Origin of the sequence: Herpetosiphon llansteffanensis, from assembly GCF_003205875.1 — a bacterium.
GTDB lineage: Bacteria > Chloroflexota > Chloroflexia > Chloroflexales > Herpetosiphonaceae > Herpetosiphon > Herpetosiphon llansteffanensis.
The window spans coordinates 48,590-74,769 of record NZ_PUBZ01000125.1 but is presented as its reverse complement, the minus strand read 5'-3'; the positions used below and the strand labels follow the sequence as shown (position 1 = coordinate 74,769).

The 26,180-nt window shown below is 52.2% G+C and carries 21 protein-coding genes; 13 read left to right on the top strand and 8 right to left on the bottom strand.

Going from position 1 to position 26,180, the window contains the following annotated elements; translation table 11 throughout:
- Window positions 1-78: 78 nt before the first annotated feature.
- On the bottom strand, window positions 79-3,060 hold the full coding sequence (locus tag C5S61_RS20195) for a DUF7948 domain-containing protein (protein ID WP_110517976.1): 2,982 nt from the start codon (window positions 3,058-3,060) through the stop codon (window positions 79-81).
- Window positions 3,061-3,435: 375 nt separating this feature from the next.
- On the opposite strand from C5S61_RS20195, the gene C5S61_RS20190 reads away from it, so the two are divergent.
- The 6 genes from C5S61_RS20190 to C5S61_RS20165 all read left to right on the top strand — a co-directional run bounded on the left by C5S61_RS20190 (window position 3,436) and on the right by C5S61_RS20165 (window position 9,298).
- Complete coding sequence (locus C5S61_RS20190) at window positions 3,436-3,981, top strand: LysR family transcriptional regulator substrate-binding protein (RefSeq protein WP_110517974.1); 546 nt, start codon at window positions 3,436-3,438, stop codon at window positions 3,979-3,981.
- A gap of 209 nt (window positions 3,982-4,190) precedes the next feature.
- Window positions 4,191-5,072, top strand: coding sequence for a (2Fe-2S)-binding protein (locus C5S61_RS20185; protein WP_110517972.1), 882 nt, complete (start codon window positions 4,191-4,193; stop codon window positions 5,070-5,072).
- A 134-nt stretch (window positions 5,073-5,206) separates the two neighbouring features.
- On the top strand, window positions 5,207-6,244 hold the full coding sequence (locus C5S61_RS20180; RefSeq protein WP_164689687.1) for an ABC transporter substrate-binding protein: 1,038 nt from the start codon (window positions 5,207-5,209) through the stop codon (window positions 6,242-6,244).
- Window positions 6,245-6,282: 38 nt separating this feature from the next.
- Window positions 6,283-7,311 carry a FecCD family ABC transporter permease gene (locus tag C5S61_RS20175; RefSeq protein WP_164689685.1) on the top strand — a complete coding sequence of 343 codons (1,029 nt, stop codon included), beginning with the start codon at window positions 6,283-6,285 and terminating at the stop codon, window positions 7,309-7,311.
- On the top strand, window positions 7,311-8,417 hold the full coding sequence (locus tag C5S61_RS20170) for a FecCD family ABC transporter permease (RefSeq protein ID WP_110517965.1): 1,107 nt from the start codon (window positions 7,311-7,313) through the stop codon (window positions 8,415-8,417). Before C5S61_RS20175 ends, C5S61_RS20170 begins: the two co-directional genes overlap by 1 nt.
- Before the next feature lie 74 nt (window positions 8,418-8,491).
- Window positions 8,492-9,298, top strand: a complete 807-nt coding sequence (locus C5S61_RS20165; RefSeq protein WP_110517963.1) for an ABC transporter ATP-binding protein — start codon at window positions 8,492-8,494, stop codon at window positions 9,296-9,298.
- A gap of 112 nt (window positions 9,299-9,410) precedes the next feature.
- Here C5S61_RS20165 and C5S61_RS20160 read toward each other — a convergent pair whose 3' ends face one another.
- Window positions 9,411-11,684 carry a carbohydrate binding domain-containing protein gene (locus C5S61_RS20160; protein WP_110517961.1) on the bottom strand — a complete coding sequence of 758 codons (2,274 nt, stop codon included), beginning with the start codon at window positions 11,682-11,684 and terminating at the stop codon, window positions 9,411-9,413.
- Window positions 11,685-11,960: 276 nt separating this feature from the next.
- On the bottom strand, window positions 11,961-13,295 hold the full coding sequence (locus tag C5S61_RS20155) for an alpha/beta hydrolase family protein (protein ID WP_110517959.1): 1,335 nt from the start codon (window positions 13,293-13,295) through the stop codon (window positions 11,961-11,963).
- Window positions 13,296-13,533: 238 nt separating this feature from the next.
- On the opposite strand from C5S61_RS20155, the gene C5S61_RS20150 reads away from it, so the two are divergent.
- The 7 genes from C5S61_RS20150 to C5S61_RS20120 all read left to right on the top strand — a co-directional run bounded on the left by C5S61_RS20150 (window position 13,534) and on the right by C5S61_RS20120 (window position 20,392).
- Complete coding sequence (locus C5S61_RS20150; protein WP_110517957.1) at window positions 13,534-13,863, top strand: hypothetical protein; 330 nt, start codon at window positions 13,534-13,536, stop codon at window positions 13,861-13,863.
- A 557-nt stretch (window positions 13,864-14,420) separates the two neighbouring features.
- Window positions 14,421-14,810, top strand: a complete 390-nt coding sequence (locus tag C5S61_RS20145) for a hypothetical protein (protein ID WP_110517955.1) — start codon at window positions 14,421-14,423, stop codon at window positions 14,808-14,810.
- Between the two features lie 234 nt (window positions 14,811-15,044).
- Window positions 15,045-16,310 (top strand): ATP-grasp domain-containing protein, encoded by a 1,266-nt coding sequence (locus C5S61_RS20140; protein ID WP_205701442.1) that lies wholly within the window; start codon window positions 15,045-15,047, stop codon window positions 16,308-16,310.
- Window positions 16,303-17,121 carry a Rossmann-like domain-containing protein gene (locus tag C5S61_RS20135; RefSeq protein ID WP_110517951.1) on the top strand — a complete coding sequence of 273 codons (819 nt, stop codon included), beginning with the start codon at window positions 16,303-16,305 and terminating at the stop codon, window positions 17,119-17,121. The genes C5S61_RS20140 and C5S61_RS20135 overlap by 8 nt, the downstream gene beginning before the upstream one ends.
- A 28-nt stretch (window positions 17,122-17,149) precedes the next feature.
- On the top strand, window positions 17,150-17,974 hold the full coding sequence (locus tag C5S61_RS20130; RefSeq protein WP_205701441.1) for a class I SAM-dependent methyltransferase: 825 nt from the start codon (window positions 17,150-17,152) through the stop codon (window positions 17,972-17,974).
- Entirely contained in the window at window positions 17,965-19,206 is a 1,242-nt protein-coding gene (locus tag C5S61_RS20125; RefSeq protein WP_110517946.1) for an MFS transporter, read from the top strand. The genes C5S61_RS20130 and C5S61_RS20125 overlap by 10 nt, the downstream gene beginning before the upstream one ends.
- 10 nt (window positions 19,207-19,216) lie before the next feature.
- Window positions 19,217-20,392, top strand: a complete 1,176-nt coding sequence (locus C5S61_RS20120) for a cysteine synthase family protein (protein WP_110517944.1) — start codon at window positions 19,217-19,219, stop codon at window positions 20,390-20,392.
- A 50-nt stretch (window positions 20,393-20,442) separates the two neighbouring features.
- Here C5S61_RS20120 and C5S61_RS20115 read toward each other — a convergent pair whose 3' ends face one another.
- From C5S61_RS20115 to C5S61_RS20095, 5 genes are all read right to left on the bottom strand, one after another.
- A complete protein-coding gene (locus tag C5S61_RS20115; protein ID WP_110517942.1) occupies window positions 20,443-21,342 on the bottom strand; it encodes a manganese catalase family protein in 900 nt (299 codons plus the stop codon).
- 107 nt (window positions 21,343-21,449) lie between these two features.
- Window positions 21,450-22,049: a cysteine hydrolase family protein gene (locus C5S61_RS20110; protein ID WP_110517940.1), complete on the bottom strand. Its 600-nt coding sequence runs from the start codon at window positions 22,047-22,049 to the stop codon at window positions 21,450-21,452.
- A gap of 108 nt (window positions 22,050-22,157) precedes the next feature.
- Entirely contained in the window at window positions 22,158-22,616 is a 459-nt protein-coding gene (locus C5S61_RS20105; RefSeq protein ID WP_110517938.1) for an SRPBCC family protein, read from the bottom strand.
- A 56-nt stretch (window positions 22,617-22,672) separates the two neighbouring features.
- Complete coding sequence (locus C5S61_RS20100; protein WP_110517936.1) at window positions 22,673-25,198, bottom strand: MGH1-like glycoside hydrolase domain-containing protein; 2,526 nt, start codon at window positions 25,196-25,198, stop codon at window positions 22,673-22,675.
- The gene (locus C5S61_RS20095) at window positions 25,195-26,175 is read right to left on the bottom strand and encodes a TIGR03885 family FMN-dependent LLM class oxidoreductase (RefSeq protein ID WP_110517934.1); all 981 of its coding nucleotides are present in this window, start codon (window positions 26,173-26,175) and stop codon (window positions 25,195-25,197) included. The genes C5S61_RS20100 and C5S61_RS20095 overlap by 4 nt, the downstream gene beginning before the upstream one ends.
- Window positions 26,176-26,180: the final 5 nt, after the last annotated feature.

The following is a 26,180-nucleotide window of genomic DNA, read 5'->3' as shown; positions in this document are numbered from 1 at the left end:
TACTTTCTCCAGACTTACAAGGATGGGTTCCCTGTTTGCACACAAGATTAGTGATATATGTGGACTTGATTTATAGCATCACTCGCCTGTTGTTGTTGGGAAACAAATTTTTTCTGGCTCGCATGCAATATCAGTAATATAGTTGAGCTCGACTTGTGGTATGACTTGCGAATCAGTTCCTACTTCTTTGGTTTTATTCAACCGCAGAAAATCGAATAAGGCTTGCCATCCATGATTGGGTGTAAAGTTAGGGCAGCGGGACTCATCAATACATCCATACTCAGCCCACGTACTGTCACTTAAACAGAAACCAGTACTTGCACAATCGAGAGGCGTTGGCAAGCGTGGCTCATAGGGAACCGGATCATCACCACTACATCCTGATGCGCCACACTGCGTCATTACCCCCGTAAAGTCCACAGGGGTAAATTCGGAATTTTTATTCAAATAACGACGTACATGAAACCATTCATAGGCATATGGCCCCTGATAAATTTGCGGGATTGCCCGGGCAAACGGTTGCTTAAAAGCCACATGATACAACCGTCGCATATGTTCCAGATTGCCTGTATCAGAACGAGGACAACTCTCACAGCTGCCAAAAAAATAATAGGGAATCCTTGTAGCCTTGGATTGTTGCCGTTGATAGCCAGTAAATCCATCAATCCATTGGCGCGTTTCTGGCTCATAGCTTGTCCATTCTTTAGCACCACCTGTATCCAGATTATCAGCCACGGGAGTAATATACTCCGCGTCGTAGGCTCCGGCGATTGATACATATTCCCTTGGTTTAATCGAACTTCCATCGAGCATAAGCGGAACTTCAAGATAGTTATTATTAATGTCAGAGAGCATTTTTGACCATGCCACTCCATGGGCAAAGGTCAAATCAGGATTATCCTTCCATCCCGATTCTCCGTAAACAGCGGAATTTGAAACTCCTAAGGCAAGTTTCAATCTACCCTTTGGTGGCAACTCTGTATGTTCATTACGAGAACATACATGTCCATCATAGGCGATAGAGGGCCGTAAGTAGCCCTCAATAAAAGCCACAGTATTATTTTTAACGTCTGAAATCCCTATTATTTTATTAGTCTTAGTAATTCTAATAGGCTTTATCCCATAAATCGGATTAATATCAGACCCAAGATTTCTTGGGCTTCCTAACGCAAGTACCACCACCCCTTGAGCATTTGACCATTGGAAATAATCACGAATAAAACATCCTAATTCATGCATCCCCCCAGCGTCGGTAGACAGAACATAATAACTTTTCGTAAATCGAGGTGGTTGCACAGCATTTATTGCACCGACCGTTGCATGTCCAAGAAATCCGGCTGTATCGGAGCCAGTTGAACGCATTCCCACCACAATTCCATCCCCAGCCGCCTCGATGAGATCGATAATCCATTGCTCATAGTTCGATGAACCCTGCAATTCGTGTTGCTCAAGCACCGTCCCATTCGGGTGGAGCGTGATCAAAAAGCCGCGTTGTACGCCAAAGGTGCGGGTCGCGCTAGTGAGACCATTGGTGACCCCACCAACAAGTACCTGGCCTGTACTAAAGACGGTCAGGGCATTGGCAAAGGTTGCACTATAGAAGTCGTTGATCGACACTTCATCGCTCAGCCGCCTGAGGATGGGCAGTGCTCCCGTGGGCGTAATGGATGCCACCCATAAACGAATGACCGTATCGTATGACGCATTGGTTACGGATTCATGGAAGGCAACCCACAGATTGCCCGCACTATCAATGGCCAACGGGCCACTAATCCATGCGTTGTCGCTCTCACTCGCAACGCGCGCATCCGCAGTGGTATGATTCCCACTCGGGAAGCGCTCATACACAATCACCCATCCGGTGCCGACCCAGCGGCTTACACCGGCACTCCAATCCTCGCTCAATCCACTACTTGTTACCGTCCAGCGTGAAAAACTGCCATAGAGAACGCCACTACTGTTGACCGCGAGATGACGATACAGCATCGGCGGTGCAGTCGTCGTGGTATGGTTCGATACACTCGGCGTAATCGTCGTTACCGTACCGATATTGCTTGGCAGATTGTGCCACGCCATCCAAACCTGCTCGGCACTTGGATGGGCCACCAGATCATCAATCATCCCATTGGCGATGGTTTCAACAACAGGGATGCTCGTTGGAGTCGCAAAGCGCACGATTTGGACGAGCTGGGGGTTTTCAGCAACATAGGAGCCAACGCCAACCACGATCATGCCACCGGATGTCACGGCTACGCGTGCGTGCGTTGCAAGAGATCCAAGCAGTTGCCGATCAAGGGGCGTTTGGCCATCACTCCCAATGCGCCACAGCACCGCCCCACTATCACCAGATCCAGCGAGGTAATACTGGCCATTGGGATGGTGTGCCAGATTGCTCACGGCCCGTAAGTCTGGGCCAAACACCCGATTAATGGTTAAACTGGGGTCAAGCACCAAGGGGTGGCTGGGGTCATAGGCCCCAACGGCAAAGCCCACGGTGCCATCCTGCGCGATGCGAAAAGCCACCGGTACGAACAGGCGATCCTCGCCAATATCTTGCCACGCGATCGGCGCACGTTCGGTGATCGTCGTTGTTGCATTGATCTGAATCACCAACGAGCCATCGGTGGCAATGTGCACACCAGCGGCCTCAGGATAGCGCCAGCCAATCTGGCTGGGATCGGCTCCTGCGGCCACGAGATAGCTGCTCTTGAGCGTCGTCGAGGGCGTGACGGTGTATTGCAGATCGATGTGAGGATACACTGTGCTGGCCTGAATCTGCTGATATTGGGGCAAATCGGTGCGCCATCGGCTTTGATCGGCGTGGCGATAATCCGAGACGGTTGTCACCAGTGGCAGATGTGAATCCCACGCGGCTGGCGCGGATGCACCAACCAACTGCATCGTCAGCGTGATCGGCTCAACGCTCGTGGTAAGGGAGGGGGTAACGCGCAATTGCCAGCCTAACGGCTGCACCTGCAGGATGCCGCCGACCAACCCTACTTCATAGACAACATCGTCGGCTAACTGGCCATCATTGGGCACAAATCCACTGCTGTTCATCAGCACCGTTGGGGACACTGGGTCAGCACTGGTGGTTGTTTGTCCAGGCGAGGTTGCTCCCGCATTCGGTAAGGGGGCAGCGTTAACAGGCGGGGTCGCACGATCAGGAACCTAGACGACCTAATCGTCTCGCTATGGCTCTAAAAACCAGGGCAGCGTTAACAGGCGGGGTCGCACGATCAGGAACGGCAAGCCAACTCAGACTACTGATGACAATCAGACACACCAAAAAACGCCGTATGCGCTGCGGCCAACGGGCACGGTCTCTCATGAGGATGTCCTCCATCACCTCACTCAATGAATCAGGCTTATCCTAGCACACGCATATGTGCACGTCAATTGCGTGAGACCACGCGCTGATCAAGCGCGCGTGGGGTGCAAACTGGCAATGAAAGCTCAATTCTTCAGGCCATCAAGGCAGGTGAATGTGACATCGGTCTGATCGTAGATCAGGTTGTCGAACACCAACAGATCACCTGTGTTCCGCTGCGCAACGAGGCATTGAGCATTGTTGTTCGACCAGACTCAGCTTATAGCGATTATGCGCAAATCAGCCCAGCCGATCTTGCTGATGCCTGTTTTGTGTTGACTGAAGAGGGCTGCACCTATCGCGCCCTGTTGCTGGGAGCGCTGCGACAGGCCGCTGTTCCGCATGATGTGGTTTGTGAGTTTGGTAGCCTAGAAGCGATTAAGCAGTGGGTGATGCATGGCTTGGGCATTGCGTTTTTGCTGCACATCGCGGTAGCAAAGGACGTTGCCCAAGGGGTGTTGAAGGCAATTCCATTTGCCTACCCTAGCTCGCTCTATACCCAAGTAATTTATATGCAACAAAAATGGCAATCGCAAGCGTTTCAACGCTTCCTTAGTTTGCTGATCCAAGCGGGATCTGCTGATGTATGCGTACCAAACCGATTGGTGTAGTGCAATCAGCATTGCGCCTCCTCACGCCAACTCAGGGCGCTAGTTGACAAGACAACCTGGGCTGACTATACTAGCGCCGAATAAAAACAGTTTTCTCCGTTTAAACAGACTCTATTCTTTTTATTCAGCAACGCAGACCAGTCGCGCGCGTGCGTGGCTGGGCTGAGCTTTTTTACTGCGCCCTTTGGCGGGCAACCAAGGAGCCGTCTATGCGAACCCAAGATTTGCAGCCACTGGCCGTCGACTCGGTGTGGTCGCCGCTCTCGGCAACTATTGCGCGGGTTTCCGCCCTCGATTCGCTCTTGGCGGCGGCGGTGCTACCCGAGCCAACAGCAGACTGGCGGCGGATTAGCGATTTGCTTGATCCAACGACGCAGCCCGTTTGGTTCGATGATCTGCTCACGCAGATTATGGCTCGCTATAGTTTACGTGAGCGACGAACTGCGGCGATCTTTTTCTTTGGCTCCTATGCTTGGTATGTTACGGCTTCGGCAATTGCGAGCTATCTGAGCGATCGGCGCGTGCCCTCGATCGCCGTCGAGGATCTAGCCATCCGCTTTGATGTGCACGGCGACGAGCCACATATTCAAGTTGCGCTGCTTACGCCTGGCTTCGCTGCGCTGGCCGATGATCCTGCTGCCAACGAGCCAATGGTGACCGTTTGCGCCAACCTTGATGAGTTACGCGAACAGCTGCGCAGTCAGATTGAAACCCATATGCAGGTCATGATCAGCTTTCTATCCAGCCAAGTGCGCTTAGGCCAGCGTGGCCAATGGAATATGGTGGCTGATACTTGCGCAGAAATTGGCCTCTGGATTGGCCATCAGATGGGTGATCAAGAGCGCGCTTGTGCTGAAGCATTAAGCCTGATCAAAGTGGCTGGCTCGCCCATGCGCCCTAGCCCAACCCGCTACCTGACGCTTAGCGAAGGCGATCGCTGCGAGACATTTCGTATGCGCGGCAGTTGCTGTATGTATTACAAAACGCCAACCACGAATAATTGCAGCACATGTCCGTTATTGTCGGAGGACGAGCGGATCGCGCGCTTACGGACGTGGATGCAGCGTGATCATGATCATAGCCATAACTAAACCGCAGCGTAAAAGCAGGTGCCAATGATCTGGCTGCGTGCCGTTCCATTCTGTATCGATGCCTGCGCTATGTTTGTTACAGCGCCATGAAGCCCAATGAAAGGACGATGATGAATCTTCGAGGATTATCCCGCTTGGGATTGATAGCTTTGCTTGGATTGACCGCATGCGGTGCGCCAGCAGCCCAGCCGACCGCCACCACCGCGCCTGTTCCGACCGCTACCACCGAGGCTGCTGCGGTAGCTCCAACCGCCACAAGCGCATCAAAGCCCGCTGGCACGTTCAGCATTACCGATGGAACTGGAACCACGCTGAGTTTTGCGCAAGCGCCAGCAAAAATTATTTGTCTGTACAAGCGTTGTACCGAAGTATTGGCCTCGTTGGGCGTTATTCCCCAAGCCTTGCCTGCTTCGATGGCCGAGCTTGCGAAGGATGCTAGCTATTTCAGCCAACCAAACCAGATTGTGCTCCTGCGCGAAACCAACGATGAAATTGGCTTTGACCTCGAAGAGTTAGCCGCGCTCAAACCCGATCTCATTCTCGGCTGGGAAGAGTTGCGTACTAGCATGAATGGCATCGCCCAAGTCTATGCGGTTACCAACGATATGAATTCATACCAAGATAGCCATGCCGAAACTCGCGCCTTTGCCGCCTTGCTTGGGCGCGAAGCCGAGGCCGAGGCTGCTATCAAAGGTTTTCTTGATCGCTTGGAAGCTTACAAACAACTTTCGCCCAAGGATCGCTCGGTTATGTACATCTTTTTCTATGATGATAAAGTGTACTATCGCGACGGCGACTCAGCGACCTGCGCACTGTTGAACGAAGTTGCGAGCTGCGCGTGGCCCGATCCTGCCAAAGCATCAAGCTGGAGCGTCGAAACCTCAATTGAAGGCTTGCTTGCCCTCAACCCCGATATGATTATTGTTGATAGCTATGGCTTGGATGCTAAAACTAACGACGAGTTACGGGCGAGCGTCGGCAAAAATCCACTTTGGCAAGAACTGACTGCCTACAAAGAGCAACGGCTGCTTTTGCAACCAGTCGGGATTCACAGCATGGATGGCATGGGTACGGTTGGCGCTGCTCGCTTGCTCGATACCTATATGCCGCTGCTGTATCCTGAAACCTTCCCTCAACCACTGACCGAGGATGCAATTAAGGCAGGCCAATAATGCCGTCCACTGCTCTCTCCCCTGATGGGGCGCAGGCAGTGCGTACAAGTGCCCGAATCGGTCGGGCACTTGCGCTGGCACTCATCTTGGCAATCGCGCTTGTTGGGGTTGGGATGCTGGCACTGATGCTTGGGGTAACCCCGATTCCAGCCGCTGATGTATGGACGATTTTGCTGACTGGCGAGGGCGAGCGCGTGCCGACCCTCGTTATTCAGACCTTGCGTCTGCCACGCTTTATCCTTGGCATGCTTGCGGGCGCAGCACTCGGGCTGGTTGGGGCATTGCTCCAAAGCGCGCTTGATAATCCGCTGGCTGAGCCGGGCTTGCTCGGGGTTTCATCTGGCGCTTCGCTCGTCGTTGCAATCGTCATCGTTTTTGATTTGAGCCTGCCCTTTGGAATGCTGCCTGCGCTTGCCTTAGCTGGCGGGCTTGCGGCGGGTTTTCTGATCTTGCTCGCAACGCGGCTTACCCGCGATCCTGTGCGCACAATTTTGATCGGTGCAGCAATTAGTGCGCTGCTAAGCGCCATGATCACCTGCGTGGTTGTGTTGGGCGAACCCAACGAGATTCAGGTGCTCTATAGCTTTTTGATCGGCAGCCTAACTGGGCGCGACTGGGATGATGTGCGCATGGTGCTGCCATGGCTGGCGCTTGGTATTCCAGCCTCGTTGCTGTTTGCACGGGCACTTAACCTGCTTCAGTTGGGCGATGAACTGGCCGAAGGGCTTGGGCTGCCAGTATTTCGAACCCGCACCATTCTGCTGATATTGAGTTCGGCAATGATGGCTGCGGTTGTGGCTGCATGCGGACCAATTAGCTTTATTGCCTTGATTGCGCCGCATATCGTTCGCCGCATTCTGCGCACAAGCGATGCGCGGCCCGTTTTGCCGCTGAGCGCAATGCTCGGCGCATTCCTGCTAACTGCTGCCGACCTGCTGGCGCGCGAGATTTTTAGCCCTGCTGAGTTGCCGGTTGGCCTGATCACCGTTGTCATGGGTGCTCCCTTGGCATTGGTGCTGTTGCGGCGCACCTTGACTGCGCGCCAAGCGACTGAGGAAGGCGCATAATGACGACGACTCAACATAATCATCAAGTATCAAGGCCTGATCCACGTTCTTGGCTGATCCGCACCTTTCCACTCGCACTGCTGCTTGGCCTCATCGTGATCGTTGGCTTGTTGATTGTGCATATTGTGGTTGGCACGGTGGAGTTGACCCCGAGCCAGATTCTGGCTGCTCTGCTCAATCAAGCAGATGATCCACTGCATCGGCAAGTGATTTGGAGTTTGCGCATGCCGCGCGCGTTGGTCGCGTTGGTTGCTGGTGGGATGCTCGGTTTGGCGGGAGCGATTCTCCAAGCAGTTACCCGCAATCCGCTGGCCGACCCTGGGTTGCTTGGGGTTTCGTCGGGCGGTGTGCTGGCGGTTACGCTATGGATTGCGATCGCTGCCCAAGTGGGTGATGCAGAAAGCCTGCCCGATTCTGGGTTGATCTTACCAATCTTGGCCTTGGTTGGCGGCCTGACCACCGCAACCTTGGTTTATACACTGAGTCGGCAGCGCGGCACAACCAACATGGTCCGACTCGTTTTGACCGGAGTTTTGGTTGGTGGCTTGTGCAGCGCCATGACCTCGCTGCTGCTTTTGTGGGCGAGTGAATATAATGTGCAGCGCATGTTGCGTTGGACTATCGGCTCAACCGCTGGCCGTGTTTGGGTGCATTGGCATACACTCTGGCCTGCGGCCTTGCTGTCACTCCCGCTTGGGCTTGCTTGCGCCGGAATCGCCAATGGCTTGCAGCTTGGCGACGAGATGGCAACCAGTTTGGGGATTAGGGTTGAGCGCGGACGGGCTATGTTGCTGTTTGCCGCTGCGCTGCTGACGGCAGGAGCGGTTGCGGTCGTGGGCAACGTCGGCTTTATTGGCTTGGTTGGGCCACACATGGCGCGCCGAATTGCTGGGAGTGATGGGCGGCGGCTGTTTCCATTAAGCGTCTTGCTTTCGGGCAGTTTGCTGCTACTAGCTGATATTTTGGCTCGAACTCTGAGCCTCGATTGGCTGGGTCGCTTGACCAACCTCCCGATTCCTGAAGGCGCTGGGCTGCCAGTTGGGGTGATAACCGCCTTGCTGGGAGCACCATTCTTTCTCTATTTATTGTTGCGCCAACAGCAATAGCTCAATCACAATCCTGCGTTGTATCCAGCGCAAGGAGCAATGTTATTTATGCAATTCAAGGAGATTCTTGCCCAATGAGTAGCGATACAGCCCCAATTGTGCTTGAGGCCGAAGCGATCCATGTGCACTATGGCGAGCGATCGGTGGTTGCCGATCTTTCGCTCCAACTTACTCAAGGCACAGTAACCGCATTGGTCGGGCCAAATGGCTCGGGCAAATCGACGCTGCTCAAAACCATGGCCCGGCTGCTTGTGCCAAGTGCAGGTGCTATCTATCTTGATGGCAAAGCAATTACTGGTATGGCTTCAGCAACGATTGCCCAACGCTTGGCGATTTTGCCACAAGGGCCGCGCGCGCCTGAAGGCCTGACCGTGCGCGAATTGGTTGAGCAGGGGCGCTATCCGCATGTCGGTGCGCTCCGTATGTTGCGCCAACAAGATCATGTCGCTATTCGCGAGGCCCTAGCACTGACCGATATGGAGCGCTTCAGCCATCGCGCGCTCGACACGCTCTCTGGCGGCGAGCGTCAGCGTGCTTGGATTGCCTTGGCCCTAGCCCAAGCAACGCCCTTGTTGCTGCTCGATGAACCAACAACGTTTCTGGACATCGGCCACCAGTTAGAGGTGCTAGAGTTGGTTCGGCGGCTTAATCACGAGCGTGGCATGACCATCGCCGTAGTATTGCACGACCTGAATCAAGCAGCGCGCTATGCTGATCGGCTTGTAGTCCTCCAGCGCGGCACGATTATGAGTGATGGCCCACCATTAACCACGCTGACTCCAACGATTCTTGAGCAGGTCTTTGGTGTGCGCGCGCATATTATTCCCGATCCTGAAACAGGCGCACCAATGTGTGTTCCCTACGCAACAATCAAAACCTGAAAATAAAACAGAGATTACTCTGTTAAACAGAATAAATACAATTTATCAGTAATTGCATAAACAAGGCCATGCTTTCAGAGCGAAAGCATGGCCTTGTTCAATTAATCAAAGGCTATGGTTTCATCAATTCAGTTGCATCAAGATACAAATCATCGGTTCCGGCAGCGGTTTCGATATACCATGTAACCCGTTGCAATGTGCCAGTCCACGTTGGGGTTACTTGGCCGCTCAATTGAGTCCATGCGCTGTTCGATAGAGTGGTATTTGGTGAGAGTTGTAGCCATTGATTGCCAGTTGAGGTCTCAATTTGCAACATAATGCGGGCTTGAGGTGTGCCACTTGCGCTGCGCACCCAAGCTTTGGTTTGATAGGTTACACCTGCTTGGAAGTTAGCAATGTTCAGTTCTTGGGCAGGGCCGTTCCATGCTGCAACCCGCTGGCTGAATTTCAGGGCATTTGCGCCTTGATAGATAGGGCTGTTGACAACCGTTACGCTACAGCATGCCCAGAAACTGCTGCCTTGCTCCATGCCCTGGTTGCGCAACAGATTGGTTGGGCCAGGGGTTGCTGTCGGCGTTGGTGTGTTGGTTGGAATTGCCGTTGGGGTCGCGGTTGGAATTGCGGTTGCTGTTGGCGTAATCACAATTGGGCTAAATTCATAGGCTCCAAGGTCGGGGGCGCTGCCAGTGTAGGCAAGACCGACGTTGATGCCTTTATCGATTGCAAAACTATTGTTACCAGCCAAAGCATAAAATGGATATGGCTTTGCGCCTGTCAAATTGAGGCCTGCTGGTTGTGACCAATTGTTGCTTAAGCTGACGCTGGTTACTGGCGGCCCATAATTGACAAAAAAGCCCCAATTGGTGCTTGCATAGCTATTATTGCTCAAAACGAGGTTGGTACATGCAGCAGGCACAACACATTCGGTTGCAACAATCGCATTCAATGTTCCAATTTCATTGGTTTGAAAAATATTATTGCGAATCTCGATATTTTTTAAATAGATGCCAGGCTTATCGCGCCGTTGAATATAAATTGGAATGCCAAACGAGCCATAGCCAGTGTTATTATAAAATTTTACGCCATCAATATACGATGCCTGTACATGCAGCATGCGATGATTGGTTGTTGTGCCTGATTCAAAAATGTTTTGCGAAATCTGGTTATTTTTGCGTTCAGGACCAACATTTTCATCAGCACCCGACCAAACTGCAATGCCAGCTTCACCAGGATTTTTAATATAATTATGATGAATCTTGGTATTGCTCATCGCTACTTCAATGGCTAAATTACCATACCAAGAGGATTCATTTTGCGGTTTACATGCAACGCCTGACGTACACCATTCGACTAACTTCAAGGTATTGTCGTGAAAATCAAGCGTGGTTGTTGCTAGAAGTTGATTATTATCGTACCAAGCAACAAACGAAGTCCATGTATTAACTTGCACATTATTAATTTCATTGCCTTCCAGCAAATTCCATAATTCGATACTAGCAGCCATACCGCGCCATGTGCCGCTAGTAATATTTGGGTCGGCCATAATTGTGCCATGATGAATGTGCGTATGCTTAAACCAACCACCTTTGGCAAATTTCAAGCCGTAAGCATCGCTCGTTGGGCTATTAATAATGAAATCGTGAATCTCAGCACCATCAAGCCCGCCAATTTGCACTGCTCCACTCATCCAATTGCCCATATGTTTGCCTGCATTGATGACGCTAAAGTGATGCAATTTGAGATTTTGGACATAGGTTGTTGGGGGAATATGCGCATCAGCGCTATCATCATTAGGGTTGTAGCGAATGCTGCCATCAGCATTAATGTTAATCGCCGCAAAATCTACATCGCTAATCCGCACATTGTAGAGTTCAAAATTATGCCGCCCTTGCATATAAATGCCCACATGCAGGCTGCGATTGTTGCCATTAATGCTTAAATCGTGGATTGACTGGTTGCCATTTGCTGCTGGCGCAGAGATGAAATTTAACATGCCTTCATCGTAGGTCGCGCCGTTGGGAGTCCAAGTTGCGCCTGTCAAGATGGTTTTGCTCAAGCCAGCTCCTTGAATATTCACCCCCGTTGGAATATACAATTTGTTGGGCACAAGGTGCGTGCCTGCATTGAGGTAAATCGTGTGGCCTTGATTTGGGGCAACCAGCGCGATGGCGGTTGCGAGGGTTTGCCAAGGTTGGCTGCTACTGCCATTGCCTGTTGTATCATTGCCAAGCGTTGGGTCAACATAATAGGTTGTTGCCAACGTTGTTGCCTGTAAGCCAAGAGGTGAGGCAGCCACGGCCCTTGGCTTTGCCACCAGCAATCCGCTACTGATTAATAATCCGACAACGACCAAGCCAACAACCAGCCGCCAATGTTGCGTTCTCATCCTTACCATCCTTCGACACCAACAATACACCACCAGCATGCATGGCTTCAAGCGGCGCGACAATTGGTTTGGGCGGCAAAAATGGTGGCAATGATCAATCGTTGAGACCGCTTTCAGCAAAGCAGCAAAAATGGGTATTGGCTTCTATGTGTAGAATACTCTACCACAAAAATGTTTAAACATTATTAAGCTGGTTTAAAGCTCTAACTAGCAACTGATCGCGCGATGTTGCTGGCGGATCGGCAGTTTCTCATGCTGCCGATCCGCGCTTTTAACTTACTTTGCAAGCCAGCGCATCTCTGATCGCTGAGCTAAATCGGCAAATTGCTCGTGGCTCGCGCCGCGCAAGTACACATCCAAAAACATTCGTACATAGCTATCTGCAAGCGCTAAGCCTTGGCTTGGTTCAAAGCCAGCGGGCACCAACAAGGGCGATAAGAGCTGGGCGAAGGTGAACGACAAATGCGAGCTGTTGGGCAATTCGAGCCAAACTGCCTGATTCTGCGCATTGCTGATGAGGTGGTTCCAGTTTTTGACCGCATCGGTTACGTTGCTGCTTTCCTGCGAAGTCAGCAGCAGCAAGGGCTTGGTTGCTGAGCGCTCAACGCTTTGGCCATATAGTCCGCCATCGAGATTGACCACAACCGTGCAGCGAGCATCTATTGCGCAAGTTTCCAAGGCAGTTGCACCACCAAACGAGTGGCCAAAGATACCAATATTTGCGAGATCAAGCTGCCCAGCCAATAATCCATCGTTTGCATTCCACTGTTCAAGCGTATCCAAAACAAAGCGTTGGTCAGCAATCCAGACGGGTAATAGGTACTGATTAATCTGGTCGGTCGTGGCTTCTTGAGCTGGATCAATGCCAAAGTTGGCAAAATTGGCGAAGCGCACTTCGCCATCGGGAAACACCGTTACTGCCGCCGCATCAGTGTGATCTATCGCAACCACAACATAGCCCCAACTTGCCAGTTCCTGAAAGGTCGAGCTATTTTGGCCGCGCAAGCCAACCATGCCTGGCGAAAACACGAGCACTGGCAACGGCCCAGCCTTGGTTAATAGTGGCACTCCTTCGCTGGCAGCAAGTTTGATGTAGCGTAAATGCTGAAAAACGAATGCAGGAATTCCGGTCATATCTGCCAGCCCAGCAGCAAGCTGATTGGGGTACTTGGTGAATGGCGCAGGCTCACCAGCGTGGGCAGCAGGATACCAAACCGAAACCATCAGGCGGCGTTGACGGCTTGCATCAACCACTTCGCGATCGACAATTCCAACCGCATACGGCCCAGTCGGCAAGGGCAAGGTTGGCACTGGTAGTAGCCAGCTTGCACCAATAATGCCTAAAACAAGCCCAACAAAGCTTATGCCACCAATAATGCGCAAACGGCGTTCGCTATACGCCAGCCATTGGTTGAGCAACAACAAGCTGGCTAGGCCATATAACGGCAGCATTTGAATGCGCCAACCCTCGTAGAGAAGGTGAATCAACACCATTATTGCTGGCAGCGCGGCTGCACTCAAGCGCCAGCGTGCATGCGCGCGTTGGGGCATAAACGGCAAGCACAAGGCTGGCAAAAAGGCTAAACAGACAATCCATTCCAAATTGCGCATTGTAGGCTTCCTTTGCAAACACAGTCAACGATCTGGTTGCAGGATAGCTGGTTGCCATCGCGAACTCATATCGAAACGGTTGTAAGTTATTGCCCACAAACAAACATTTGTTAACGAATATATTGTAGAATATTCTGCATAACAGAACAAAAAATTAAACAAGCTTCTGCTTTTCGGTCTAATTCTTGCTCTTGCTGAAGATAAAACTGAACGATCGAATAGCTAAGAGGAGCGAATTATGAGTTCAGATACGAATATTGCTGAAGTGTATGATGGTGTCGTTGTCCAGCTGGAGACGTTGTTGCGCTCACGTTTTGATGACATCACATGGGATCTTGGGCGTTACAGTGCGCTTGATGCCCAAGCCAAAGTTGAGCATCTGCCCAATGGTAACCAGCATATTACTGGCATTATCCTGACCGGAACGGCGAATGATGGCAAGCACCAGAGCAGTTTCATTCCAATTGACTTTACGCCAGAAGGCTCCCCCACAATCGATAACCTTGATGAAACAGTTATTGCTTTGGCTGAGCAATTACGCGTATCACTTTTAGAATCAGCAAGCTAGTTTTTAATGAAGCTTATTTGACATAAAATAGAATCGTCGTAGCCAGATTAGCATTGTGCATGGTTGATAATCGCTTTTTTAGTGGACTAGCTAATGCAGATATCCACGAAGGTCAGCTGCCCTTGAACATCATAATAGGCAGCTGGCCTTCGTTTGGTTGTTCGTATCGAGCTATGTTATCCAGTGGATGCTATAGCTCGAAACTTATAAACAGGTAGCCCATTCCCATATTAATTGGTAGGATTGGTAAAGAAGGAGAGCCATTTAAGGTTGGTTGTGGAGCATCTTACGTTGCTACAACAAATGGCCAGCTTTTTCTTACCATTAACGATGCAGAGAATCGAGGAGATAACCATGGATCGATGACAGTGCACATTGCTGTTCAGTGAGGCTTTCCAGAAAGCTGATCTTACGGTTTGGGCAAGATCGCGTTGCTGTGAGATACTACGTATAAAAATAGCCTAGTCGATCAAAAACATCTAGCATTTGTGGTGCTTTGTTCCGCTAGGAATGCTGGCCATAACCAGCATTGTGGGTTCTAGCTATGGAGGATCATGATGAGTTATAGCGAAACTCATGACATTATTTCAAAACTGCACGCCATTCTTGCTGCTGTTCCCGATGCTGCTGCTGAGCATCATCTTGGGCGGCCATTTTTGACCGCCTACCAAATTGCGATTGCCTTTGCCCATCGGCATCCTGATGATGTGGCAAACTTAGGCCATCCTATCGGTGGCCAAGGGAGTGGCAGTCGCTATAGTCTTTCAACCTATGTTGCCCGGCTTTTGTCGGGCTATGTAAAAGCCAACCCAAACGGGCCAATCGAAGGGGCATTTATCTCAAATTGGCATCTTAATGAGCTAACGTTCAGCTATAATGAGCAGGTTATTCGGTCATCATTAACTGAATCGGCTTTTACGCTCTCGATGTTTCGACTAAAATCATAACCCTAGCATCACGATCATCAAGCAAACGCCGCTATAAAACGAAATATGCCAGATGTTTCGTAGCAAAACTACAGTTTTGCTGCATTTTTTTGTGCCCAAACAACCCCTTGCTAGCTTGAATCAACCTCGCCCATGCTTGACAAATTATTGAGACTCAGTATTATTATCAAGCCTTATTGAGACTTAGTATTATTATTGTATAGCTGTAGGGGGCATGCGATGGGGCATCTGTTGATGCTAGAGAGTTGGGTTGGAGGAACGGGCCAGATTTTGCCAGCGGCAATTACGGCGCTGGGCCATAGCTATAGTTTTGTGACGCGGCGACGTGAGCATTACGCTACGCCACCAGCCACGCATCCCGTGTTGGCCTATGCTCAACATCTGCTTACCACGGAAACCAATGACGAAGCGGCGCTGATCGATTTTCTGCGTGAGCAACATCGCTTGCTGCACTTCGATGGCGTGTTGACGATTTGTGATTATTACATCGATACCGCGCGCCAAGTGGCTGCTGCCCTTGATTTACCATGTTCGTTTCCGAGCAGTGTGAGCAGCATTCGCAATAAAGGCCTGTTGCGCCAAGCGCTTGATCGGGCTGGTTTGGCGAATCCCGCCTATCAACTGGTGAACTCGTGGAGTGAGGCGCAAACTGCGGCGTTAGCAATTGGATATCCGTTGGTGATTAAGCCAACCGATTTGGCCTCGAGTGCCTATGTGCGCTTGGTGCGCAACGAAGCTGAATTGCACGAAAGCTATGCTACGCTCGCTGGTTTTGAGCGCAACTTCCGTGATCAGCCCCGCGATCGGGCGGTGTTGCTCGAAGCCTATATGCATGGCCCAGAAGTCAGCGTTGAAGCGTGTACGTTTGCTGGCGAAACTACCATCCTGGGGATTACGGATAAGGGGATTACTGCTGAGCCGTATTTTATCGAAGATAGCCATATGTTTCCGGCGGCGCTGAGCGAGCAGGAGCAAGCAGCGATTATTCAGCTTGTGCGGGCTGCGCTCAACGCGGTAGGCTTTGATCATGGCATCAGCCATACTGAAGTTAAATTGACTCCCGCTGGCCCACGGATTGTCGAAATCAATCCACGTGTGGGTGGCAATTACATCGCCGAATTGGTTGATCGGGTCAGTGGCATCAATCTGCTGAATGCAACAATCGATTTGGCGCTTGGCCAACAGCCAAATGTGCAGCCACGCGCAACGGGCATCTCCAGTGCGGCAATTCAATTTTTGGTGCCAAAACAGGCTGGCGAATTGCAGGCGATTCATGGCCAAACTGCGCTCGCAAACGCGCCGCATGTTGCTCGCTGGACGCTCAGCGCAACAGTTGGCAGCACCATTGATCAGCCAATCGATAATGCTTGTTATTTGGGCCATGTGGTTGCGGTTGATGCTGATGGCTTGCAAGCCCGGGCATTTGCCAGCCAAGCGGCGGCCTTGCTGGAATTTGAATTGGCCGAGAAGCCAATTTTGGAGGTTGCTAGCAATGGCTAATCCACCATCGATTGCTGCGGCGAGCGTTGAGGAATTGGTTGCAGCAGTTCAGCGTGGCGCGTATGCAGTTGATCCAGCTGAGCTATTTGCGACAGGAGCAATGTGGATTGCGCAAAGTACGAAGTTTCCGGGCACAACTCAGCTTTATCGCAACCACTATTTGCTGCTGCGCTCGGGTGCTGCTTTTGGGGCGTGCTGCCTTGAACGCGACGACTTGCCATCGTTGGTTGCTGAAGATCTGGCGGGCGCTTCGCTGGCAAGCTTGCTGGATGATCCGCGTTTGCCCGTGCGAATTGCTGCGCTTGATGCCTATTTTGGCACCGTCGCGCCACATCGTGATGCAGCTCATGCCACGCCATGGCAATTGCCACTTGGCACACCGCACGATCGTGCTTTAGCCCGTGATCGGGCGATTGTGAGCTTGCTCAAGCTTGAGCCTGGCCAACAGGTGGCGCTGATTGGGGTGGTTAATCCACTGGTGCAAGCAATTCGCGAGCAAGGTGGCGTGTGTTTGCCCTGCGACTTCAACATGCGCCAAACCCAATGGGGCGAGCCAGTGAGCAAAACCATGGAGCCAGCACTTGACGCTGCTGATCTGGTGATTGCAACTGGCATGACCCTCAGTAATGGCTCGTTTGATCGGATTTTGGAGCGGGTGCGGGCGCGCTCGATTCCGCTGCTGGTCTATGCCCAAACTGGTAGCAGCATTGTGCCGCAGTTTCTTGATCGCGGCGTGACAGCGGTATCAGCTGAGCCTTTTCCTTTTTCGCAATTCAGCGCCGAGCCAAGCGTGCTGTACCGCTATCAATAACCCTGAGTGATTAGTTATGGAGGAACGGATGGAGCTTCCAACCACCTTTTCCAACCTGTTACACGATTATCCCCAACTTTATGACCAAGTGATTCCCGACCCCAAGCAGGCGATGGGGCGCTTTTTGCATGGGCTGCTTGAGCAGTTTGCGCCAGGCCCACGCTTGCTTGATGTGGGCTGTGGGCTTGGGCGTGAGATCGCCTATCTGCAAACCCAAGGCTATCAGCCGATTGGCATCGATTCGTCGGCGGCGATGATCGAATGGGCTAGTCAACGTCATCCAGATGTACGCTTTGTTCAGGCCAGCCAACAAACCTTTGAGCTTGATTGTACATTTGATGCAATTATTTGTGTTGGCAGCACGTTCCTTTACAACTTGACCAATGCAGAGCTGCTTGGCACGCTGCGGCGCTTTCGCCAACACCTCGTCGAAGGTGGCGTGGTAGTGCTGGATATGCGCAATGCTGCCTTTTTCTTGACTGAAGCTGGCCAACGCTGGCTGCGCCAAGAACATCGTGAGGAAACTGAGCTAGCAAATGGCACGCTCGTTGGTCTAACACGATTTGACATAACTCCAGATACGCAAATTCTTGAGCGTTACTATACCTGGCTATTTCCTGATCAGCCAGCGCTGCACGAGCACCTGCAACATCGGCTGCTTTTTCCGCAAGAGTTGCGGTTGTTGCTGCAACTAGCTGGCTTTGGCCTTGAAGTGATGTTTGACGAACCGGCTCCGCACATTGGCGCATTTGCTGGCGATTGGACGTTTGGCCAAAGCCTATTTGGGCGACGACTGCAAGTTGTGGCGCGGGCCTTGCCGCCAAGTGAGCAGGGAGCGAGCGCATGGAGCTAAGCTTGGTGGAGCGGCAGCGTGGGTTGCGGGCCTTGCTGGTCTTTACCTTTTTCATGGTCAGCGGCTTTACGCTGGTTATGCCCTTGGTCGCTGTTCATTTTGTGAATACGCTTGGCTGGGCGGCGGCGACCGTTGGCTTGGCGCTGGCTGTGCGCCAATTGACCCAACAAGGCTTGGCATTGGTTGCAGGCAGCCTGACCGACCGCATCGGGGCGCGCCAACTGTTGTGTGGTGGCGTTTTGCTACGAGCGGTCGGTTTTGCGAGCTTGGCGTGGGCCAACACCATTCCGAGTCTTTTTGCTGCATTAGTGGTTTCGGCCTTGGGTGGGGCCTTGTTCGAAGTTCCCTATCAGGCCTCGATTGCCATGCTGACCACCGATGAATCGCGGCCTCGCTACTATGCGCTGAGCAACCTTGTGAGTGGCGTGGCGACGACGCTTGGCCCGCTGATCGGCGTATGGCTGCTACGCTTTGATTTTCAATGGGTTTGTTTGAGTGCTGCAGCCTGCTTTTTGGTGACGTTTGTGATTGCAGTGCTGGTGCTGCCAGCGGTGCGCACTGCCAATTCAAGCAGTAAGCTTGGGGCTGGCTATGTGCTTGTGTTGCGCGACCGACGCTTTTTGGCCTTGACGGCGCTGCTCATGGGCTATTGGTTTGTGGCAGTCCAAATTAATATCAGCCTGCCAATTATGGTCGAACGCTTGACCGGTAGCAGCGATGGCGTTGGGGTGATGTTTGCGCTCAACGCTGGCATGACTGTCTGTTTGCAATATCCAATGATTCGTCTGCTGGAGCCACGGCTCTCAGCTCGGGCAATTCTGGTTATTGGGGTTGGGCTAATGGCCTTGAGCATGGGCGCAGTTGGCTTGATCGATAACTTTAGCCTGTTACTTGGCTGTGTTGGTTTTTTTGCCTTTGGTTCGCTACTGACCCGGCCAACCCAACAAAGTTTGACGATTGCCTTGGCCGATTCGCAAGCGCTTGGTACCTATCTTGGGGTCAGTTCGTTGGCGTTGGCGATTGGTGGTGGCTTGGGCAATGGCATTGGCGGCTGGCTGATTGATTTGGCTCAAGCGCATGCGTTGCCATTGTTGCCATGGTTGGTGTTTGCAGCGGTGGGGCTGGTGAGCGCAATTGGCTTAGTGCTGTTGCCGCTGCCCACGCCAAAACTTAATTCTGCTGCCGCTACTGAAACGCATTCCGAGGGCGAAACGACTGCCGCCACAGCTTGATGGAGAACCTATGCTTACGATTGTTGATACGATTGGTCAGACTCCGCTGGTGCAACTGCAACGCCTGACCCACGCCAATGAGGCGCGAATTGGGCTGAAGTGTGAGCGCAGCAATCCAGGTGGCAGCGTCAAAGATCGTCCGGCGCGGTTTATCATCGAAACTGCTGAGCGAGCTGGCTGGCTTAGCCAAGGCGGTACGATCATTGAATCGTCGAGTGGCAATTTTGGCATTTCGCTGGCGATGCTAGGGGCAGCCAAAGGTTATCGGGTGATTATTCTGGTTGATCCAAAAATCACTCCAACCAATTTAGCCTTGCTTGAAGCTTATGGCGCTGAGGTCGAGATTGTGACCGAGCAAGATGACAGCGGCAGCTATCACAAAACCAGGATTGCTAGAGCCAACGAATTGGCCCGCCAGATTCGCGGGGCATTTCGGCCAGACCAATGCTTCAATTTGCTCAACAGCGAGGCCCATGCCAACTCAACTGCGCGCGAGATTCTGGTGCAGGGCGGCGATTCGTTGGCCATGGTGATTGCTGCAGTGAGCACTGGCGGTCAGCTTGGCGGTATCCTGCGTCAGCTCAAACTGGTTGCGCCGCATGTACAGGTCGTTGGAGTCGATGCAGTTGGCTCGGCGATTTTTGGCGGCGCGGCCCATAGCTATCTGATGCCTGGGGTTGGGCTAGGCTGGACTCCCGCCAATTTGCCGTTGGCGTTGCTCGACCATGCCTTCAATGTGCCCGATGAAGCTGCCTTCTTGGCCTGTCGCACCTTGGCACGCCATGAAGGGATTATGGTTGGCGCTTCGAGCGGAGCGGTGCTGTTGGCCGCCATGTTTTTTGCCCAGCAAATGCCTGCTGGCGCACAGATTGTGGCAATTGCTGCCGATAGTGGCGAGCGCTACCTACAAACTGTCTATAACGATGCGTGGCTCGCTGACCATGGGCTTGGCATTGATTGTAGCCCTGCGGAATTGCGCGCGCGTGCCCGTAACTTGCGCCCGTGTGCGTTCCACGAGGGTCAAGTTGGTACAGTCCAAGCCAATTTAGCCGAAACGCTGCAAGTTCCTGCCTCGACGCAGCAGATGAATCAGCTAGTGCAGGAACAGTGGCAGCAGCGCTCAGCATTACAATTAGGTTCGGCGTTTGCCACCCGCCAAGCGTTGCTGCAAGATGTTTATTGTTGAGATTTAAAAAAACGCCACTCGCTGATTGTTCAGCGAGTGGCGTTGATCGTTTATTTGCTGTCGCCCATTGCGGCGATTTGATCAACTAGTTCTTTGAGTTCTGGTGGCAAGCCTGGGCCAAACTCCTCTGGCCGTTCGGGGGCGGGCTGCATTGGGAAGCCGGTTGGTGGGCTATCGGTGGTTTCGACGGTCGCGCCATCGTTGGCTGGCGATGAGCCACTGAAAATCTTGGCCATTTCCGAGCCATCCAAGCGCCAATGATGTTGTTGCAGGTGCAAGCCTGTATCCATCAATTTGCGCACTTCGGGAAATTGGGTTGCATCAAAATTGGGAATCGGCAAGATTTTGCCCCAATTCACGCCCAACGATTCCAAGGCTTTGGCAAATACCAGCTCGTGGGCATGGTCGCGCACAATCAAATAGGAAATCGTTGAGCGGGCCGTGGCATTATCGGTCATTTCGTAAATCCGACACTTTTGCAAGCGCCCAGTCGATTCGAGCATTAAGTTATACAGCAAATCGAGGGTCAAATTGCCGCTGTTGTAGACATACGAGCCAAGCCATGGGTTGGCCGCTGCATCGACCGGCATTGCACCTTGCGCGCCAACTAAGAAATGGTGAATATTGCCCTCGGAAAGCGCATTTTTCAAGGGCGTGCCACCTTTGCCAGCGCCCATTTTAGGCAAACTCTCTGACGCACCATCAAGCAGGCGGCTAATGGTAGTCCCGATTAATTCAACATGGCTTATTTCCTCAACCGCAACCGCGTGAATTAGGTCGTGGTAGGGCTTGGCTTTGCCGCGAAAATTAATGCTCTGGAAAAGATATTGCATCATCGTGCGCATCTCGCCAAATTGACCACCCAAGCCTTCTTGCAGGGCATTGGCTGCCGCTGGATCTGGTTGATCGACCGCAATTTCGTTGATTAATTGTTGGGTATGAAAATACATGAGTTCAATCCTCTGAACATAATCCAGTAAAGGATGATGTTCCTAAACGTAATTCATCAGCCCCAAGCAACGATGGTGAGCGCAACGGCGGGGAAATAGCTACGAGTTTAGCGATTGTTAAGCTGCTTGATTAGCATTGCAGTTGTTGGCGTGGCACTTTGCAAGGTTGTGTTGCAATAATCAAGCGTTGTTTGGCTCAGCTCCTCGGTGTGAGCCGTAACCGCATCCTTAGGAATGATGATTTGAAAATCGCGCATATAGGCATCGATTGCGGTAAATAAAATGCACATATGGGTCGTCATGCCTGTCAAAATCAGGGTTTTGGCTTGCAGCGATTGCAACAACAGATCGAGTGGGGTTGCAAAAAAGGCCGAGTGTTTGGGCTTGAGCAGCATCACGCTGTCGTCCAAAGGTGCTAAGGCTTCGACAATTGGGCGACCTTTGCTCGTTGGCGCTGCGGCTTTTTCAAGCAACTCAGCGCGATCCATCGTCCATGTGCCTGCTGTATCGTTGACATACACGACCTTGCCACCAGCTTCTGCCAACCTATCGCGCAATTGCACAATCGTAGGCACAATTGCAGCACATTGTTTGGCAAGCAGGTTGCCATCTTCGAAACGAAAATCACTGATCATATCAATGATTAGCAGCACGCTGGTGGCTGGCTCAAATGCTGGTTCTGCTGAATGCTGCTGGGGTTTAGTCATGGCTGGTTCCTTCTTCAATCAGTTCATCCGTTAGATGATTCACTCACCATGGATTGGTTTCCCCCTCTCCTGTGTTCAGTGGGAGAGGGGTCAGGGGTGAGGGGCTAATTATGCTTTACCACCATGTTCGCGGCTGCTGGTGGCTTCGATATGTTGTTTGAACTGTTTGAGCACGTGTTCAAGCGCGGTGGCTGGGTTGGCAATCACATGGGCCAGTGCTTCACCAAGCGCGCCTGCTGGTGGATCGTATTGGAAGGTGACGGCGACATGAGTTTGATTGTCGGCTAATGGTGCCAACACAATTTGGCCGCTGGTGGTAAGCGCACTTTGCTGGCGGCTATTCCAGGTTACTTGGTGATATTTTTCTTGCGTACTAATATCGGTGCTGAGGTTGAGCGTTGCGCCGAGTGGCCCCTTAAGCTCCCATTGCAGTTGATCCGGCGTGCTGGTATCAACCGAAGTAATTGCAGAGAAAATGCTTGGGTAGTGGGCAAAGTTGGTCAATTCGCTATAGACGCGCTCGATTGGTGCACCAATATGAATAATTTGGGTTGTTCGCTGTGGCATAATCAAATCCTCCTAAATAAACCACTGTTTCTCATAGCCAATAGCTGTTGCAGAAACTATGCCGTGCTAGCGCTTTTTAGGTCGACGTTCCATAAGCCAGCACAGTGAATAATCGCCGCGATGCTTGCTGTCCAGCCGTGTTGGTGGCTGGCCCCAAGGCCTTTGCCTGTTTCGGCATGAAAATATTCGTGAAACCAAGGATGTTCATGCCAGGTTGATTCTTGCTGAAACAAGGCTTGGTTGCCAAGATAGGGCCGTTGGCCTTGCTCGTTGACCACAAAAATCCCAACCAAGCGCTGAATCAAGCTATCGCGGGCTTCAGTTAGATTGGCAAACGCTTCGGAATGCCATGCTTGTTGCTGCACTCCGCTTTGCAAATTGTGGACTGCTTCGAGCAGCAGTTGATTGAGCGGCAGCCAGATTGGCCCGCGCCAATTGGAATTGCCGCCAAACATGCGATCAGGCGCTTCGCCTGGCTCGTACACAACTTCATACTGTTCTTGCTCAAGCGTTAATGCTGCTGGATGTTCGGCATGCACCAATGAAACTGAGCGAATGCCATAGGGGCTGAGAAATTCAGCTTCATCGAATAATGCGTTGATCAACGGTTTCCAGTGTTGGCCAACGGCGGTCAGCAATAATTGCTCCGATTGATCGGCAGCTTGATTGAGTTTCTTCAATCGCGCCGCGACATGTGGAACCTCGCTCAGGCTGTTGCGATCGATGACTGCGGTTGCCAGCAAGGGCACAAGCCCCACCAACGAACGCACTTTGAGGCTGGTATAGGTATCATCTTCATTGACCAAGGCATCATAGAAAAAGCGATCCTTGCTATCCCAAAGCGTGTTGAGGGCCTTGCGAATCGCGAGAAATTCGTCGAGAAAATGACAAGCATCGGCATCATTGCCCAACACAATCGCCATTTTGAGCAACATCAGCGCATATTGAGCCAGCCAGCCCGTCGTATCGGCCTGCACCAACCGATAGCCTTTGGGCAGCTTTTGGCGATCGATCAGGCTGATGTTATCCATGCCCATAAAACAGCCAGTAAACAGGCCATCTGCTTGGCGATGCTCGCGCGTCCACCAGCTAAAATGACGTTTTAAGCTCGGGTAGGCTGCTGCCAAAAACGCATCATCCTGATCGCAGAGATGGTAGATTTGCCAAATTGCCCAGCCATGAATTGGCGGATGCGGGTTGGCCCACGCGCCTTCCGTCGCCGGAATTGCCCCGTTGGGATGCTGATAGCGCTCATTCAAAAGCAACAAGGCTTGCGCTTTGGCAAAGGCTGGATCAACCAAGCCCAAGGTTACAATCTGAATATCCAAATCCCACGTCGCCAAGATTGGAAATTCCCAGCGATCAGGAATCGACACCAGATCATTCGCCCGCAGATGGCCCCATTCTTTGTCTGGGTGATCTGGCATTGCGCCATGATCGCCAGTTGCGCTTGCGAGCCATTCCTCTACCTCAAAACGATAGGCCAACTTGTTCCAATTCAGGCCAGCAAATGCTGCTCGTTGCACAAGTTGCAAATCACTCTGCTGTGAAGAATGACTAATTGATGCATAAAACTCAGCAGCCTCAGCCCGCCGTTGGCGCAAACATTCGTCAGCATTCATTAGCGGATTGGCTGCTGAGCTTGGGCCAAAGCCAAGCGTGATCGACCAAGTTTCGCCTGGCTCAAGCATGTGCTGGTAATGGGCACTGGCTTGGGTTCCATTGCGCTCAGCATTAAGCAAATCAGGCTTGCCCTGAACAATGCAGCGCTGGATTGCATCTTTGGCCGAAGCTGGTTTGGCTTGGTCGTACAACGCATGCGTATTGCTCTGATAGTCGTTGAAATAGACCGTTGCTGCGTCATCAAGCCACCAGCGATATTGCTCCACGTTTGGGTGTTGCAACACAATCGTCTGATCTGCGTGTTGGCTCATGCGGGCCTGCGCAATTTCTGGATTGAATGGCAACCAGAGTTTGGGCACAATGTGCAACGGCGCTGGATCAGGGCCGCGATTGATGGCGCTAATGCGACAGAGCATCACATCGGGCGCTGGCTTGGCATATTCAATCGTGATGTCGAAAAAGCGTTGCTCGCGAAATGTTTGCGGTAAGGCATCGATCAGGCAAAATTCTGGCTCGCTTTGGCTGCGCAGTTTATTCTCTTGGCGCAGGCGTTCGTAGGGAAAAGCGACCTGCGGATAGAGATAGCGCATGCGATAATACGCGCCGCTGGGCAGCGCCTCGCTATACCAATAATATTCCTTGACATCCTCGCCGTGGTTGCCTTCTTGGTTGCTGAGGCCAAAAAAACGCTCCTTGAGCCGATCGTCCTCTTCATTCCAAAAGGCGATTGAATGACAGATTTGCTGCTGAATATCGCACCAGCCTGCAATGCCATCCTCTGTCCAGCGATAAACCCGTTGTTGGGCTTGCTCCCACGGGAAGGTTGCCCATGGATCAGCACTTGTCGGCGCGCTTTCGCGAATCGTACCCCAGGCGCGATCGCCGAGATAACAACCCCAGCGCCGCCACTGAGCTAGCTGATCGGAATCTAAACGGTGATGCTCAGCGGTTTGCTTCATACAGACGACTCCTTGCGATCAAGGGTGGGCAAAACATGCTCCCCAAAGGCATGCAGGAACGGGAGTTGTTCCTGATTAACATTGTGGATATAAATCCGTTCAAAGCCGAGGTCGATATCCTGCTGCAACCATTCGCGATGCTGGCCTAAATCTGCCGAGATGCGAATGTGCGCGGGCAGTTTTTCGCGCGGAATTAAATCGACCAATTGATCAAACTGACTGGGCATGCGCAATTCGGTGCTGATGCTGCTTGGCAAGGCTGCATTGCGCCATTGATCGGATGCGCCTGCTAGCGCGGCATCGTCGCTTGCAGCATACGACGTTTGGGCTTGCAAAAACATTGGCTTATGCTCGCCGCCATGCGTGCGAAATGCCTCGATAAAGGCTCGTTGTTGGGCAAGCGGTTTATGCACGGTAATAATGCCATCGGCCCAACTAGCGACCCACGCCGCTGTTTCGGGCGTAATGGCCGCACCCAAAAGTAGCGGCGGTTTGGCGGGCCGCGTATAGAGATAGGCCTCATCGACCTGAATTGCCGCGCCTGTATACGAAACGGTTTCGCCGGCCCAGAGCGCCCGAATGACCTCAACACATTCCAACAATCGAGCGTTGCGTTCAGCCTTGGTTGGCCAGCGTTGGCCAGTGATGTGCTCGTTCATCAGCTGGCCAGAGCCAAAGGAACACCACAAACGATCGGGAAACATCGCAGCGAGGGTTGCCGCAGCTTGGGCAATAATCACCGGATGATAGCGCTGGCCTGGGGCATTGACCATGCCAAACGAGAGTGACGTTGCTTGCATGGCTGCGCCGAGCCACGACCACACAAACCCGCTTTGGCCTTGGCGTTCGCTCCACGGGGCCAAATGATCGGAGGCCATAACGCCCGTAAATCCAGCTGTCGCAGCAACCTGCACATAATGCAATAAGGCTTGCGGGGTAAATTGTTCATGCGAAGCGTGATAGCCGATTTGAACCACAAGTC

Coding starts and splice junctions, on each gene's coding strand:
- C5S61_RS20195 (WP_110517976.1), bottom strand. CDS start 3,060: ATGAACAGCAGTGGATTTGTGCCCAATGATGGCCAGTTAGCCGACGAT.
- C5S61_RS20185 (WP_110517972.1), top strand. CDS start 4,191: ATGCGAACCCAAGATTTGCAGCCACTGGCCGTCGACTCGGTGTGGTCG.
- C5S61_RS20170 (WP_110517965.1), top strand. CDS start 7,311: ATGACGACGACTCAACATAATCATCAAGTATCAAGGCCTGATCCACGT.
- C5S61_RS20165 (WP_110517963.1), top strand. CDS start 8,492: ATGAGTAGCGATACAGCCCCAATTGTGCTTGAGGCCGAAGCGATCCAT.
- C5S61_RS20160 (WP_110517961.1), bottom strand. CDS start 11,684: ATGAGAACGCAACATTGGCGGCTGGTTGTTGGCTTGGTCGTTGTCGGA.
- C5S61_RS20155 (WP_110517959.1), bottom strand. CDS start 13,295: ATGCGCAATTTGGAATGGATTGTCTGTTTAGCCTTTTTGCCAGCCTTG.
- C5S61_RS20150 (WP_110517957.1), top strand. CDS start 13,534: ATGAGTTCAGATACGAATATTGCTGAAGTGTATGATGGTGTCGTTGTC.
- C5S61_RS20145 (WP_110517955.1), top strand. CDS start 14,421: ATGAGTTATAGCGAAACTCATGACATTATTTCAAAACTGCACGCCATT.
- C5S61_RS20140 (WP_205701442.1), top strand. CDS start 15,045: ATGCTAGAGAGTTGGGTTGGAGGAACGGGCCAGATTTTGCCAGCGGCA.
- C5S61_RS20135 (WP_110517951.1), top strand. CDS start 16,303: ATGGCTAATCCACCATCGATTGCTGCGGCGAGCGTTGAGGAATTGGTT.
- C5S61_RS20130 (WP_205701441.1), top strand. CDS start 17,150: ATGGAGCTTCCAACCACCTTTTCCAACCTGTTACACGATTATCCCCAA.
- C5S61_RS20125 (WP_110517946.1), top strand. CDS start 17,965: ATGGAGCTAAGCTTGGTGGAGCGGCAGCGTGGGTTGCGGGCCTTGCTG.
- C5S61_RS20120 (WP_110517944.1), top strand. CDS start 19,217: ATGCTTACGATTGTTGATACGATTGGTCAGACTCCGCTGGTGCAACTG.
- C5S61_RS20115 (WP_110517942.1), bottom strand. CDS start 21,342: ATGTATTTTCATACCCAACAATTAATCAACGAAATTGCGGTCGATCAA.
- C5S61_RS20110 (WP_110517940.1), bottom strand. CDS start 22,049: ATGACTAAACCCCAGCAGCATTCAGCAGAACCAGCATTTGAGCCAGCC.
- C5S61_RS20105 (WP_110517938.1), bottom strand. CDS start 22,616: ATGCCACAGCGAACAACCCAAATTATTCATATTGGTGCACCAATCGAG.
- C5S61_RS20100 (WP_110517936.1), bottom strand. CDS start 25,198: ATGAAGCAAACCGCTGAGCATCACCGTTTAGATTCCGATCAGCTAGCT.